Genomic DNA, 14,752 nt, shown 5'->3' with positions numbered 1-14,752 from the left:
AGCTTTGTTCAAAAATTATCTGAGTTTACAACTATTACCTTAGTTGATACCAGTAAATTACCAACTCATTGCTTGAAAACTGCTTATTTTCCACTCCAAACACGAATCGTTTTGTTGTCTTTGCCTAATTTGTTAATCTTACCTCCCAGTTTATTTTAAGTTGCCACTGTGAATTTAATACCTGAGTCTGCATTGCAAACAATCACTAGTCCTTTGCTAAGTGAAAAAAAAATATCTTTATTAGTAAAACGTGATGATCAACTGCACCCACTGATCAGCGGTAATAAATGGCGCAAACTTAAATATAATCTGATTGCCATGCAAGCACAGCAAAAAACCGAATTACTTACTTTTGGTGGTGCATTTTCAAATCATATTCATGCCTGTGCGGCTGCCGGAAAGCACTTTAATTTAACCACCCATGGTATTATTCGCGGCCCTGAGCTTGATCAGCAAAACCCGACCTTACAATTTGCCAAACAATGCGGTATGCAGTTGCACCCAGTTACCCGTCTAGAGTATCGCGAGCGACATAACCCTGGTTATTTAGCGCAATTGCAAACACACTTCCCTAATGCCTATATATTGCCAGAAGGCGGCACAAACAACGCCGCTTTGCTAGGCTGTAAAGAACTTGCTCAGTCATTACCCGACGCTGACTATGTTATTTGCCCAACCGGGAGCGGAGGCACACTGGCAGGGTTAGTTGAAGGCTGCGATAACAGCACGCAGGTTTTAGGAATTGCGGTATTAAAACAAGCTGAGTATTTGATCAATGAAATAAAATCACTCAGCCCTGTAGCGGCACAGCAACAAAACTGGCAATTACTCACCCAGTTTCATGATGGTGGCTATGGCAGGTTTAGTCCTGAACTTTGGCAATTTTGCCAAATGATGCAAAGCCAACATCAACTCCCCCTTGAGCCTATTTACTCAGGAAAAATGATGTACGCTTTATGGCAGTTGATCGCAGATGATTATTTTCCCAAAGGAAGCCAAATAATTGCTATTCATACCGGCGGCTTGCAAGGCTTAGATGGTTTACGCTATCGACAGTTGTTACAGTGAATTCAATCAATTCACTGTAACATTAGTAAATTCTTGCAAGGGTTCAGTAAAGTAAAACCCTTGGGCGCCAAGTACCCCAAGCTTTTTAAGCATGTTGAGCTCTTGTTGCGTTTCCACCCCAACACCGTATACGGGTAAGCTGACTCGCTCAGCGTTACTAACAATTTGCCGCACCATTTTTTGCTGCGTTATATTTTTATCAATGTTGTGAATTAAATCATAGCTTAATTTTAGCCCTTTAATGACTTTATAATGCGTTAATAAAGCAATTTTATCGTGCGATGAAACATTATCAATTACCACAGAGCTGCCCACAGATTTAACCTTGCTAAAAGCAAATTTCAAGAGCTGTTGATGTTGATAAAAATCCACTTCCGATATTTCAAATTGTAACTTATTGGCAGCTTGTGCATTTTTCATTATCTCGCCAAACCAATGCCAGTAATCATCATCAAACCAATTAAACGCATGTAAGTTAATACTCACCGTTAAAGAGCTTGGCTCACTATTTAATAACTTAATAACTTGCTCTAATACAGTTTTATCCAACAAGGTAATTGCGTCATCACTTTTCAATTGCGGAATAAATTGCTTCGCCGACAACATCCCCAATGATTTGTGACGCACTCGGATCAAGGCTTCATGTTGTAATATATCACCACTGACAAACTCAAATAGTGGCTGGAAAAATAGCATAAACTTCTTTTTATCAATGTAATCAGTTAGGTTCTCAGAGCTATTAGCCAGCACTGTTGAGTGTGTATAGTTAAATGGCACACGATGAACATGCTGCCAAGCACTTTGCTTTGCGAGTATTAATGCTGATTTTGTTAATTGATAAACTATTGTTTGATCAGCACCATCACGATAGTTACATACCCCGATTTTAATTTCTTTGCGGGATAGATCACCGCGATAAAGCAAAGATGCTTGGTAAATCGTTTGATGTAACCGCTTGGCGTAAGTATCAACATCGGCCTGCGGTATATTCTCTAAGGTTATTGCCAAGCCACCTGAAGATAATAACTTCACAGATACCCGCGATAGTTCTTTAAAACCTTTAACAATAATGAGTTTAAAGTGACTTTCTAAATCAACACTATCAGGGAATGGTTGCACCCAATAGAGTAAGGCAAAGAGATGGTTATAATTGTTTTGAATACCATACACGCCTTTGATTGCGGTATCATCTTCAGATACCTGCTGCGGTTTTGTCGCAACAGTATTTACGTCTGCAATTGCCATGTTATTAACAGGTAGATTAACCGTCAACGGTACAGTCGGTGCATTAAAACCGCTGAGTTCAGCAACCATATCGCGCCGTTTAAAAAGCACACGCCACCAGCGATAGCCCCACACAGTGGCGCCAATCATGACTAAGTTCAATAAAATAAACAGGTGACTTTCTACAATCCAAAAAGGCAAATGATAAAGCTTTAAACTAACCGTTTTATATTTATAGATATCACTCTCTTGGGCCATAAAAGCAGAAAAATGAAACGGCATACTCTCTGGTTCAAGCATAAAACCATGATCGGCAGCAAGTGCAGCGATGATATCTCTGTCGTCAATTTGATCTAGTTTTAAGTTATATACTTGCTGCGCTAATTGGCTGCCTTCGATGTGTACTTTTTGATGCAATATCTCGCCTAATAAGAGATTAAATATCGTTAGTAAAAGCATAAAAGCAATCACATAAATACTTAGCATCCGTACTTTTGCATTTTTAAATTGAGTCACCATGGCTGTTACGCTATTTGTTCTAATAGCTAAAGTGTTGTTCAAGATCCTTATAAACACAAGGCTACAGCATGTTTAAAGATAGTTTTAGAGTTAATGAGCCGAGCAAAAAAGCCAAAACTGACGCTTTTTTAAAGACCTATGAACTTTAAAATTTCAAATAAAAAATGTAATCCGAGAGGAGTCTATGACAGGCAAAATTTACTAGCATTCAGTTTTTACCTATAAAAATAAAAAAGGGCCTGTAAAAACAAGCCCTTAATAATAATTACTGATAATTCACTTGAATTAAAACGGAATATCGTCATCAAAATCGATTGGTGGTTCCATCGGGTTTGATGCGCCGCCTTGAGGAGCATTTTGTGGTTTAGGTGCAAAACCGCCTTGTGGTTGGCCGCCACCTTGTGGTGCATAGCCGCCGCTTTGGTATTGGTTATTCTGCTGTGGCGCAGCAGCTGGCTGTTGGCGTGCTGCAGGTGCTTGTTGTGGAGCACTCTGTTGTTGCTGGCCGTAACCACCACTTTGTTGTGGTGCACTTTGCTGATAACCGCCACCTTGTTGTGGGGCGCTTTGTTGCGGAGCACTCTGCTGTTGGCCGTAACCACCTTGAGATTGACCGCCTTGGCTTTGCTGTTGGCCACTTTGATAACCACCACCTTGCTGGTCGCCGCCACGTGCGCCTAGCATTTGCATTTGGCCAGTAAAGCCATCAACTACGATTTCTGTGGTGTATTTTTCTTGGCCTTGTTGGTCGGTCCATTTACGTGTTTGTAATTTACCTTCAACGTATATTTGTGACCCTTTACGGCAATATTCGCCGACAATTTCAGCTAATTTGCCAAAAAATACCACACGGTGCCATTCTGTTTTATCAACCATTTGACCGGTGTTTTTATCTTTATAGCTATCAGACGTTGCTAAGGTAATATTCGCTACACCATTGCCATTAGGCATATAACGTACTTCTGGATCTTGACCTAAATTACCAACCAAGATTACTTTGTTCACACCGCGTGCCATGGACCTTTCTCCTATAAACGTTATATTAAACCAGCCGCTTTTCGGGCTTGGTCTAGGTCAAATTCTTTATCATCAATCTTTAAATAGCTGCGATTTTCTTCGCACACTACCGTTGCTTCTAACACACCTGGTAAAGCAACTAAACGAGATGCAAGGGTTTGCGCTTGCTGCTCATTACTTAATTCTGTCATTAAGCTTATCATTTTACTTCTTGGCGGGACTTGCATATTCCACGCAAGGATAAGCCATATTAACCCAACAACTGCGGCTGCGGCAAACACTGCTTGAGCTGTTGTTGATTGCGCAACGTAACCTCCTAAAATCCCACCTAAAAATGCACCAAAAAATTGCGAAGACGAAAACACTCCCATCGCCGAGCCTTTTTGATTTGCTGGTGAAAAGCGCGATACCAATGCAGGCATAGTTGCTTCAAGGAAGTTAAACGCGACAAAATAGGCCAACATACATAATGCCATGCCTATAATACTATCAACCCATAACGCCATTGCGGTCATACTTAAAGTTAATAACGCAATAGAAGCGATAAAGGCCTGCTTTTCTTTTTCTTTACGAATGGCGATGATCATCATCGGTGCCATTAACAAGAAACCAAAGATCAATACCGGAATATATATTTGCCAATGTGCTGATGCCACCAGTCCATTGGTAATCAATTGCCCTGGTAACGCAACAAAAATAGTGGTTAGGGTTAAATGCAGTAACATAATGCCTGCATCTAAACGTGCTAATTGCGGGTGCTTAATCAGCTTTTTAATATCAGTAAAGCTGGCCAGTGTATCGCCTTTGGGGGCTTTATTAACGGCTTTGGGCACTAAAAACAATACTATAAAAATACCCAAGATAGCCAAAACAGCTGTTAACCAAAATATACCAGCAATACCCCAAGCAGCGGCAACCATCGGGCCAAGTAGCATGGCTACAGCAAAGCTCATACCAATACTCATGCCGATCACGGCCATTACTTTTGGTCGCTGTTCATCACGACTCAGATCAGAGGCAAAAGCAAGTAATGAGCTGGCAATTGCCCCCATTCCCTGTAATGCACGACCAACCGTAACCATTTGCAAAGAATCAGCCGTTGCAGCAATAACTGAGCCAAGCGCAAATAAACACAAACCACCAACAATCACTTTTTTGCGGCCGATTTTATCTGATAGCCAGCCCATGGGGATTTGCAACACCGCTTGTGTTAAACCATAAGCACCAATGGCAATACCAATCCATAACGGTGAAAACCCAGCTAAGTCTTGTCCATAAATAGCCAACACTGGCATTAACATAAATAAGCCAAGCATACGAAATGCAAACACACTCGCGAGCGATACTGCGGCGCGTTTTTCTCGTGAATTAAGTGAAGATGCTGTCATGATTCGCGTGTTCTTGCTGTCTATTAAAATTCGAGCAGGGATTCTAGCACAAGCTTAACAAGAAATAATCGTTTCAAACTGATGATTTTTCATTGATCAAGGATTAATCTTCGCACGTATTATGAGATACTCAGTAAATCAATTTGGTAATGAAACGAGATAGCATGGAAAACATTGAAGTCCGAGGCGCCCGTACGCACAATTTAAAAGACATCAGCCTAACCATTCCCCGTGATAAATTAATTGTTATCACCGGCCTATCTGGTTCAGGTAAATCGTCTTTAGCATTTGATACCTTATATGCAGAAGGGCAACGTCGGTACGTGGAATCTTTATCGGCTTACGCCAGACAATTTTTATCTTTAATGGAAAAACCGGATGTTGATCATATTGAAGGGCTGTCTCCGGCTATTTCAATCGAACAAAAATCAACATCACACAATCCTCGCTCAACCGTTGGTACCATTACCGAAATTTATGATTACTTACGTTTAATGTTTGCCCGTGTTGGCGAGCCGCGTTGCCCGACTCACGATTTACCACTGGCAGCACAAACTGTGAGCCAAATGGTCGACACTGTGTTGGCATTCCCTGAAGGTAGTAAACTGATGCTACTTGCTCCAGTGGTCAAAGAGCGCAAAGGTGAGCACGTTAAGTTGTTAGAGCAACTAGCCAGTCAAGGTTATATTCGTGCTCGTATTGATGGTGAAGTGTGTGACCTTTCAGATCCACCAACGTTAGAGCTTCATAAAAAACACACTATTGAAGTCGTAGTTGACCGCTTTAAAGTTAAAGATGGTTTACAACAACGCTTAGCTGAATCGTTTGAAACCGCGCTAGAGTTATCAGCGGGGGTTGCAACAATTGCCTCAATGGATGATTCAAGCGCCGAAGAGTTACTGCTATCAGCCAATTTTGCTTGCCCTACTTGTGGCTATGCCATGAGTGAGCTCGAACCACGCTTGTTCTCATTTAATAATCCAGCGGGCGCATGTCAAAGCTGTGATGGTTTAGGTGTACGTCAGTATTTCGATCCAAACCGAGTGATTCAAAACCCTGAATTAAGTTTATCTGGCGGTGCAATCAAAGGCTGGGATAAACGCAGCTTTTACTATTTCCAAATGCTGCAAGCGGTTGCCGAACATTATAAATTTGATTTAGAAGTGCCCTTTCAAGAGCTGAGTAAAGACGCTAAAAGAGTCATTCTTGATGGCTCCGGTGATACAAAAATTGCTTTTAATTATCGCAATGACCGAGGGGACTTAATAACTCGCAATCATGAGTTTGAAGGCGTGCTCAATAATATGAACCGCCGCTACCGTGAAACCGAGTCAAATTCAGTACGTGAAGAACTGGCTAAATATCAAACGAGTCAAGCGTGCCCAAGCTGTAAAGGCTCTCGTCTTCGCCAAGAAGCACGCAGCGTATTTATAGGGCAAACAAACTTACCAACCATTACTGCAATGAGTATTGGTGAAGCAATGGACTTTTTTGAAGGTCTTAACTTAACCGGTCAAAAAGGCCAAATTGCTGAAAAAATCCTAAAAGAAATTCGCGATCGTTTATCGTTCTTAATTAATGTTGGGCTTAACTACCTTTCATTAGAGCGCAGTGCCGATACGCTCTCAGGTGGTGAAGCGCAGCGTATTCGCCTTGCAAGCCAAATTGGTGCAGGCCTTGTTGGCGTAATGTATGTACTTGATGAACCATCTATTGGTTTGCATCAACGCGATAACGACCGTTTATTAAAAACCCTTATTCACTTACGTGATTTAGGTAATACCGTGATTGTGGTAGAGCATGATGAAGACGCTATTCGCGCTGCCGATCACATTATTGATATTGGTCCTGGCGCAGGTGTGCATGGCGGTTATGTAATAGCTCAAGGTACGCGTGATGATATTTTAGCCAGTGAAGAGTCTGTTACTGGGCAGTTTTTATCGGGCAAACGTAAAATTGATGTGCCAAGCGAACGCCATAAAGTGAACGACAAATGGTTAGAGCTGTTTGGCGCAACCGGTAACAATCTTAAAAACGTTGATTTAAAAATACCGTTTGGTTTGATGACCTGTATTACTGGGGTATCCGGCTCTGGTAAATCAACGCTTATCAACGACACTTTATTCAAACTCGCGCATACTGAATTAAATGGCGCAACCACCGCAGAAGCAGCGCCTTATAAATCAATCAGTGGTCTTGAGCATTTTGATAAAGTAATCGATATAGATCAAAGTCCAATTGGCCGCACCCCGCGCTCAAACCCGGCGACTTATACTGGTATATTTACGGGTATTCGTGAGTTATTTGCAGGTACTCAAGAGTCACGTTCGCGTGGTTATAAAGTGGGTCGCTTTAGCTTTAACGTTAAGGGTGGCCGTTGTGAAGCCTGCCAAGGTGACGGCGTAATTAAAGTAGAAATGCACTTTTTACCGGATGTATACGTGCCGTGTGATGTCTGTAAAGGTCAACGCTATAATCGCGAAACGCTTGAAGTACAGTACAAAGGTAAAAACATTCACCAAGTGCTTGAGATGACGGTTGAAGACGCACACGACTACTTTGACAAAATACCCGCTATTGCACGTAAGCTAAAAACCTTAATGGATGTAGGCTTATCGTATATTCGCCTAGGTCAAGCCGCGACCACGCTCTCTGGTGGTGAAGCGCAGCGCGTTAAACTTGCTCGTGAGCTATCAAAACGCGATACCGGTAAAACCTTGTATATTTTGGATGAGCCAACTACAGGTTTGCATTTTGCCGATATTGAGCAATTATTAGTAGTGCTGCATCGGCTACGCGATCATGGTAATACTATCGTGGTGATTGAGCATAACTTAGATGTGATCAAAACCGCGGACTGGATCATCGATTTAGGCCCTGAAGGTGGCGCAGGCGGTGGTGAAATACTTATTGCAGGTACACCTGAAGAGGTTGCTGAATGTGAGCGTTCACATACTGGTCATTACTTAAAGCCGCTACTTTAAGCGGCAACTTTATTAAATATGCAACGGTATCTAAAAGTAATCAAATGGCGCGCTAACAAACAACTCAAACAACAGCACGCGAGTTGGCAAGTGCATGCAAAGCGTATTTTTAAACGCGGTCAGGCTATTTGGTTTAATTTAAGTACTGCACAGAAACTGTATCTACTGGCATTAGCCAGCCTCGTTGTTTTGCAATCAGGCTGGCTTTGCACTGCCCTGAGTATTATTGCCTTAATTGTTGAGTTTTGGCCTAAGTTTAATCACCTTTGGCATTCACTTGCCGGAAAAGCGTTAATACTAATTTTTTACGCAACCATTGCCAACTTTGTGCTCGCCAGTGCCAGCGGCATTGTCAACGAAGTCACTATGGTGTCAGCAAGTCAGTTAAATTACACCCATAACTTTGCAACCTTGATCTACTTACCCCCTTGGGCGTTAGGGATCACCCTTGCAACGCTACTAGGGCTGCAATTACTTTTGCCCTTGTATATTCTCGCCCTGTTGCTGATCAAACCTTTTGGCTCTGATCGCATTAAATTCATCACCCAAAGTTATTCGCCCTTGCTAACAGCCCTATTGCGTTTCGTGCTAGCAAGTGTGGTGATCCTTAATATCTTTTCGTTTGTAGATGGTAAGCCCACAGCCGAAATTATTGATGATATGGCAAGCACCTATTCACAAAGCCAGCAACTATCAAGCAAGCCAAAAGCCCAACAAGAGCAAGCAATAGAGCAATTATCTGAGAAAATACAACAGCAAACTGAGTCTGATACAGATGCGAATGAACGACCAACACTCACTGTAGAAGGTGATACCGACATTTCCAATGCGGTGTATTCTTTTCTTGATACCAAAGGCTACTTTGAGCGCAGTAAACGGCTAATCGCTATTTTTGCCTACAGCTTTGAAGCGAATAGCTACTCGCGTTGTAAAAAAGCCCCAAACACCAAAGTTGTTGAGCTAAATGATTACGAAATTGTCGAGATAGCATTAGATAATAGCAAACCCTACGGCTACAGCTTTACAGTAAAAGCCTGTGATTCACCAGGAATAAAAGCGCCTTAGTTGCCTGCAACAACACAACAGCTAGCGCCCATCCCCTACCAACTGACTAATTTTATTTGCGTGTCTTTCACATCTCGGCGGTTGAATAACAGCTCGTTATTATCGGTGACATTAAACGCAAACGACTTAAAATCAACCTGAGTTTCTTCAAGCTGATGAGTAGTTAAATTAAAACGAGCTACTCGTGAAATGCCATCGCTAATATATAAATAATCGGTATTGATTGCATGAAAAGAGGTCGCTCGTGCATTGTCAGGAAGCTGCCAACGTTTATCATCCGCGAGTCTGATCAGTTCATCACTGGTGACTGCAAAACTATCGCCTTGATTATTATTAAGTAGCGCATATGGGGCTATATCGCTACGCTTCGTCAGTTCGCGAGTTACTAAATTAAACTGCCATAACTGATAGCGTTTATCTTGCAACTCAGTAAGCCATATTTGCTCGCTGTTATCTGACCACGCATAGCTGCTAATTTTTCGTCCTTTAAGTTCGGTAATAGTGTGTAGTTTTTTTGTTTGCACATCAAAAAAGTTAAGCTCTTCATTAATTTTTAATAATAAAAATTTGCCATTACTGGCCATTCTCACAAAGCCAAAGTCAGGCGTGCCATGCTCGGCAGTAAAGTTACTCAATTGTAGTTGCTGGTTACCTTGTTCAAGCCAAATTTGTGCATTACCAGAGCGGCTAGAAATAAACAAAGTGTTGGGCTGCTGGCCTTTAAGTAGTGGTAATGCGTTGTAATTATTGCCTTCAGACGCATATAAATGATGCCCTTGCATAGCTGGCGAAAATAAATCAGTGACTTTGAATATAGATAGCTGTTGGGTTTGCGATGGAGAAAAGTAAAAACTATTAGCAGATTGAGCCGCGATATAATAAGCAGACATATAAGGCGATATTTCACGCACAGAAACAGTACCATCCGGAATATTAATCGTGGTTAAACGGTTATATTCAGAAACAAATACGGTGTCCTCATCAGGCAGCCAATCAAATGCAAAACTAACGTTTTTCGACTGAGCTTGAAAAAAGCGTTTTATTTCTGAGGTCTGTAAATTGTAGGTAAAAAACGTAAAAGGCTGACTTTGCAGCGATTGAATATACCCTATGTATTGACCTGATGGGGAAATGCGCGGCATTAATGCGCCATACAATAAGTCAGAACTTGGGACTAGCGTACTCTCCTTTTTCGTTGCAGTGTTATAGCGAAACAGGCCAGAGCCTCCCCGTTTGTTTTTAAACTCAGTGAAATATAAGAATGTTCCACTTTCATCCAGTTGAGCATAACCGGTATAACGTAAATCACACTCTCGTATTACTTGGCCATCACTGGGGTTTAAAAAATCGCTTAAATCAACCAATACCATTACGCATTGTTGTTCAGACAAATTAGTTGCCTGTAGCAATACCCTATGCTGCTTGTGCTGCCACGAAAGAATAGAGACATTAAAGTCTTGGTAATGAAGCTCAACTTCTCGTTGATCAGCAATACGCTTGACAAAAGCATGCTGCTGTTGACTCGTTAAATCAGTATTGCTGTATGCTAAATATTGCTTATCAAAAGAAATTACTGGTACGGCTTCAGCCCCAACGTTCCATGTACTTGGGATAATTGTTGCTGAGGTTTTTATGATCTGCTCTTGCGCAGGGGTATGTTGCTCCACGTTTTTTAGCACAAACCAACTGGCAATCACGCTAATTAAAATCAGTAAAAACACGCCAGCGATTATAGAAAATTGTTTTGATTTAGTGTTATTAGCCACTAGGGTTTGGCTACCTGCATTACTCTCAGCAAGCTCCTCAGGCGAAACCACAACGCTACTCTGGGCATCGCTAATATTATCGGCCGAAGACGCAATCGTAGCCTGTAACTGCGGCTCAGCTTCAGCTAATGGTGTGGCAACCACAGTCAAGCTATAGCCCTTACGGTAGTGAGTTTTTAGTAAGGGGGCTTTTTCAACTGGATGTGAAAGCTGTTTACGTAGCTCTGAAATAGCGCGATTAATCGCATTATCATCAACAAAACTTTGCTGCCATACCTGCTCAACCAACTCTTGACGGGCAATGATCCGCTGCGGCTTACTAATAAAGTGTATCAGCAACTTAATAAGTAACGGGTCTAATTCTCGTTCAATGTTACCTGCAACAACCACGCAGCGGTTTTTAATAAATTGCCAAGGTCCGATTTGATAATTCATAAGGCTTATTTCTTTTTTTATATCTACTAACCCTAGCACAGGGACGATTATTTATGTAGTTAAACCTTATATTGCAATATAAGGTTCATCTTTAACTTATTGATTAAAATTAAAAATAAAACAAAAAACCTTATCTATTAATTGCTCATATCTAGATAAGCGACTTTATCAATTTCCAGCGCTATTCTTATCACCGTCAACAGCAAACATGTCTCTGCATACTTAAATGCAGTTCATTATTGCAGCTACATTCTAAAGTTTAAAAGGGTTTAATCATGAAAAATTTAATCAAAAAAACATTACCAGTATTACTAATCACTGCAGCATTTGGCGCATCTTCAGCGATGGCAGCCGGCAACCCTGAGTTAGTAATGCAACAGTTAGGCAGCGTACATATTTCTAAATCAGTGGTGCAACAAGCACAGGCAAAAGAGCAAGTATTCGAGAATGGCTTAGATACAAAATTAAATATGAGCTTAGAAAAATCAATGGATGAGCTACAAAAACAAATCGATGCAAAATTAGCTGATAAATTAAGTAAAGCATAATGCGCAATCAAAAAAGCTGCGCTAGGCAACAATTAGTGCAGCTGAAATACCATTATTTAAACGTAAAAAACCGCTTAAGAATACTATTCGAAAGCGGTTTTTTATCGACTAAATCTAAATTACGGGCGAGGGATAAAACCTAATGCATCGTACACTGACTTTAGAGTTACCTCTGCGCGAGCGCTGGCTTTTTCAGCGCCAGTTTTCATGATGGTATCAAGCATGGTTTGATCTTCACGAATTTCTTTAAAGCGTGCTTGAATTGGTTCTATCATACTAACAACCGCATCAGCTGTATCTTTTTTCAGGTGGCCATACATTTTGTCTTCGTACTCTGGCACTAACTCTTCAATTGAGCGTTTAGTGGCAACAGACATAAGCGTTAATAAATTTGATACACCTGGTTTTTCAGTACGATTAAAATAAATACGTGCTTGTTCATCTGAATCAGTGACTGCTTTTTTCAGCTTTTTCTCAATCTTTTTCGGTTCATCTAACATCATGATAAAACCATTTGGATTTTCATCTGATTTAGACATTTTTTTCAGTGGGTCTTGCAAGCTCATTACCCGCGCGCCAAATTCTGGAATGTAAGGTTCTGGAATTGTGAATACGTCGCCGTATAGATTATTAAAACGTGTAGCGATATCACGGGTCAATTCTAAATGCTGCTTTTGGTCATCACCTACAGGTACTTGTGCTGCTTGATAAAGTAAAATATCAGCCGCTTGCAGTACTGGGTATGCATATAAACCAACATTCACATTATTCGTGTTCTTGGCTGACTTGTCTTTAAATTGGGTCATGCGGTTTAGCTCACCCATTTGTGCATAACAGTTTAATACCCAACCTAACTGAGCATGCTCTGGCACTTGCGATTGTACAAAAAGCGCGGCTTTTTCAGGGTTAATGCCACAAGCGACATACAAAGCAATACCGTCTAATACACGGGTTCTTAACAATTCAGGGTCTTGACGCACGGTAATCGCGTGTAAATCGGCTAACATAAAGTGACTGTCATATTCTTCCTGTAGCTTTACCCACTGGTTAATAGCGCCAACATAATTGCCTATTGTCATCCCACCGGTTGGCTGCATGCCACTTAACACTACTGGTTTACTCATGATGTTCCTTTATATTACTAAAATAAAAAATACTAAAATTAACAACACTAACTTAAATGTCGTTTACCGCTGATTAAGAACGGGTAGTATATCTAAGAATGTATCACAGAGGTACTGCGGATTATAATCACTCAAGTTTTCACCTTGGTTATAACCATAAGTTAGCGCAAGCATATCGATATTGGCTGCTCGTGCAGCTAAAATATCACTTTTTGAATCACCGATCATTATTGCTTGGCTAACGGGCACATTTAATTGCTGACAAGCAAACAACAGCGGCTCAGCAGAGGGCTTTTTAGCCATGTCGTCACCACAGACGATAACCTCAAAGTGACTCGTTAGCACAAGTTTATCGAGTAGTTTCTCTGTGAAACATCGCGCTTTATTGGTGATCAGCGCTTTTGGTATACCTCGCAATGCCGCCAAGCCGGTTTCCACATGTTGGTACAATACACTGTATTCACCAACGAGTTGTTCATAATGCCCATAAAACAACGCAATGGCTTTATCTGCAAGTGCAGTGTCTAAATGCTCACTAACTTGCATATCACCACTCAAACCCCGTTTGACTAAAGTTTCAATGCCATTTCCGACCCAGCTTTGTACTAAGCTTTGGCTAACAATAGGAAAGGCCAAATCAGATAAGGTCAGGTTCATGGCGATATATAAATCATAAACGCTATCAACTAAAGTGCCATCTAAATCAAATAAAGCAGCATCGTACTTCATTATTTAACACCTTTTAACTGTTCGCGCATTTGCTCTATCACCACTTTATAATCTGGTTGGTTAAAAATAGCTGAGCCGGCAACAAACATATCGGCCCCTGCTTGTGCGGCGGCAGCTATATTGTCAACTTTTATTCCGCCATCCACTTCTAAGCGAATTGCGCGGCCTGAATCATCAATGATTTTCCGTGCTTGGCGTAGTTTTTCTAACGTATGAGGAATAAAACTTTGACCGCCAAAACCGGGATTCACCGACATTAATAAAATCACATCAAGCTTATCAATTACATGTTCTAAGTAGCTTAAGCTCGTAGCAGGATTAAACACTAGCCCAGCTTGGCATCCATGATCTTTGATCAGCTGTAAAGTACGATCAATGTGCTCACTGGCTTCTGGGTGAAAGGTAATAATCGACGCGCCAGCATCTGCAAACTGTGGAATTAAACTATCAACGGGTTTTACCATTAAATGCACATCAATAGGCGCTTTAATGCCGTAATCACGCAGTGCTTTGCAGACCATAGGACCAATTGTTAAATTTGGCACATAGTGATTATCCATGACATCAAAATGAACTACGTCTGCACCTGAGGCTAAAACACGATCAACATCTTCACCCAAACGAGCAAAGTCAGCCGATAAAATAGACGGAGCAATAAGGTACTTTTGCAGTGTTTCCAACATAGACAATCCTTAGTGTGTATTCAAAAATGCACTTAAGCTGAGTTACTAAGCCTTTAATGCGCTTAATGTAACAAATAACCCGAACGCGGGAAAATAAATATGCAATGTTTTGTATTACAGCTAATAATGAGCAAAATAATAAACGGAACAATTAACTCATTTAAGTTTTTATTCTATTTAGTTAAACGCAACGGTTGAATTT

At 41.0% G+C, this 14,752-nt stretch carries 11 protein-coding genes; 4 read left to right on the top strand and 7 right to left on the bottom strand.

What is annotated here, in order from left to right:
- The first annotated feature begins 168 nt into the window (after window positions 1-168).
- Window positions 169-1,068, top strand: a complete 900-nt coding sequence (locus A7968_RS15065) for a 1-aminocyclopropane-1-carboxylate deaminase/D-cysteine desulfhydrase (RefSeq protein ID WP_064667399.1) — start codon at window positions 169-171, stop codon at window positions 1,066-1,068.
- Window positions 1,069-1,074: 6 nt separating this feature from the next.
- Here A7968_RS15065 and A7968_RS15060 read toward each other — a convergent pair whose 3' ends face one another.
- The 3 genes from A7968_RS15060 to A7968_RS15050 form a co-directional block, all read right to left on the bottom strand.
- Window positions 1,075-2,811, bottom strand: coding sequence for an EAL domain-containing protein (locus A7968_RS15060; protein WP_084448216.1), 1,737 nt, complete (start codon window positions 2,809-2,811; stop codon window positions 1,075-1,077).
- Between the two features lie 285 nt (window positions 2,812-3,096).
- Window positions 3,097-3,828: a single-stranded DNA-binding protein gene (gene ssb, locus A7968_RS15055; RefSeq protein WP_064667398.1), complete on the bottom strand. Its 732-nt coding sequence runs from the start codon at window positions 3,826-3,828 to the stop codon at window positions 3,097-3,099.
- Window positions 3,829-3,848: 20 nt separating this feature from the next.
- Window positions 3,849-5,216, bottom strand: a complete 1,368-nt coding sequence (locus A7968_RS15050; RefSeq protein WP_064667397.1) for an MFS transporter — start codon at window positions 5,214-5,216, stop codon at window positions 3,849-3,851.
- Between the two features lie 164 nt (window positions 5,217-5,380).
- On the opposite strand from A7968_RS15050, the gene uvrA reads away from it, so the two are divergent.
- Together uvrA and A7968_RS15040 are read left to right on the top strand one after the other, a co-directional pair.
- Window positions 5,381-8,200 (top strand): excinuclease ABC subunit UvrA, encoded by a 2,820-nt coding sequence (gene uvrA / locus A7968_RS15045; RefSeq protein ID WP_064667396.1) that lies wholly within the window; start codon window positions 5,381-5,383, stop codon window positions 8,198-8,200.
- A gap of 18 nt (window positions 8,201-8,218) precedes the next feature.
- Window positions 8,219-9,265: a hypothetical protein gene (locus A7968_RS15040; RefSeq protein WP_064667395.1), complete on the top strand. Its 1,047-nt coding sequence runs from the start codon at window positions 8,219-8,221 to the stop codon at window positions 9,263-9,265.
- 35 nt (window positions 9,266-9,300) lie between these two features.
- On the opposite strand, the gene A7968_RS15035 is transcribed toward A7968_RS15040, so the two are convergent.
- Entirely contained in the window at window positions 9,301-11,466 is a 2,166-nt protein-coding gene (locus A7968_RS15035) for a winged helix-turn-helix domain-containing protein (protein WP_064667394.1), read from the bottom strand.
- Window positions 11,467-11,741: 275 nt separating this feature from the next.
- Between A7968_RS15035 and A7968_RS15030 the strand changes: the two genes are divergently transcribed.
- Window positions 11,742-12,014 carry a hypothetical protein gene (locus A7968_RS15030; protein ID WP_064667393.1) on the top strand — a complete coding sequence of 91 codons (273 nt, stop codon included), beginning with the start codon at window positions 11,742-11,744 and terminating at the stop codon, window positions 12,012-12,014.
- Window positions 12,015-12,133: 119 nt separating this feature from the next.
- Here A7968_RS15030 and trpS read toward each other — a convergent pair whose 3' ends face one another.
- From trpS to rpe, 3 genes are all read right to left on the bottom strand, one after another.
- Window positions 12,134-13,138: a tryptophan--tRNA ligase gene (gene trpS / locus A7968_RS15025; protein WP_064667392.1), complete on the bottom strand. Its 1,005-nt coding sequence runs from the start codon at window positions 13,136-13,138 to the stop codon at window positions 12,134-12,136.
- Between the two features lie 63 nt (window positions 13,139-13,201).
- Window positions 13,202-13,867, bottom strand: a complete 666-nt coding sequence (locus A7968_RS15020) for an HAD-IA family hydrolase (RefSeq protein WP_064667391.1) — start codon at window positions 13,865-13,867, stop codon at window positions 13,202-13,204.
- Complete coding sequence (rpe, locus tag A7968_RS15015) at window positions 13,867-14,550, bottom strand: ribulose-phosphate 3-epimerase (RefSeq protein WP_064667390.1); 684 nt, start codon at window positions 14,548-14,550, stop codon at window positions 13,867-13,869. The genes A7968_RS15020 and rpe overlap by 1 nt, the downstream gene beginning before the upstream one ends.
- Between the last annotated feature and the right edge of the window lie 202 nt (window positions 14,551-14,752).

The organism is Pseudoalteromonas prydzensis, assembly GCF_001661495.1.
GTDB classification, from domain to species: Bacteria; Pseudomonadota; Gammaproteobacteria; order Enterobacterales; family Alteromonadaceae; genus Pseudoalteromonas; species Pseudoalteromonas prydzensis.
The sequence above is the reverse complement of the archived record's forward strand: the minus strand, read 5'-3'. Positions and strand labels throughout refer to the sequence as shown.

Excerpts from the sequence above, each read along its gene's own strand:
- uvrA (WP_064667396.1), top strand. The coding sequence starts at position 5,381 with ATGGAAAACATTGAAGTCCGAGGCGCCCGTACGCACAATTTAAAAGAC.
- A7968_RS15020 (WP_064667391.1), bottom strand. The coding sequence starts at position 13,867 with ATGAAGTACGATGCTGCTTTATTTGATTTAGATGGCACTTTAGTTGAT.
- A7968_RS15050 (WP_064667397.1), bottom strand. The coding sequence starts at position 5,216 with ATGACAGCATCTTCACTTAATTCACGAGAAAAACGCGCCGCAGTATCG.
- ssb (WP_064667398.1), bottom strand. The coding sequence starts at position 3,828 with ATGGCACGCGGTGTGAACAAAGTAATCTTGGTTGGTAATTTAGGTCAA.
- A7968_RS15035 (WP_064667394.1), bottom strand. The coding sequence starts at position 11,466 with ATGAATTATCAAATCGGACCTTGGCAATTTATTAAAAACCGCTGCGTG.
- trpS (WP_064667392.1), bottom strand. The coding sequence starts at position 13,138 with ATGAGTAAACCAGTAGTGTTAAGTGGCATGCAGCCAACCGGTGGGATG.
- A7968_RS15030 (WP_064667393.1), top strand. The coding sequence starts at position 11,742 with ATGAAAAATTTAATCAAAAAAACATTACCAGTATTACTAATCACTGCA.
- rpe (WP_064667390.1), bottom strand. The coding sequence starts at position 14,550 with ATGTTGGAAACACTGCAAAAGTACCTTATTGCTCCGTCTATTTTATCG.
- A7968_RS15060 (WP_084448216.1), bottom strand. The coding sequence starts at position 2,811 with ATGGTGACTCAATTTAAAAATGCAAAAGTACGGATGCTAAGTATTTAT.
- A7968_RS15040 (WP_064667395.1), top strand. The coding sequence starts at position 8,219 with ATGCAACGGTATCTAAAAGTAATCAAATGGCGCGCTAACAAACAACTC.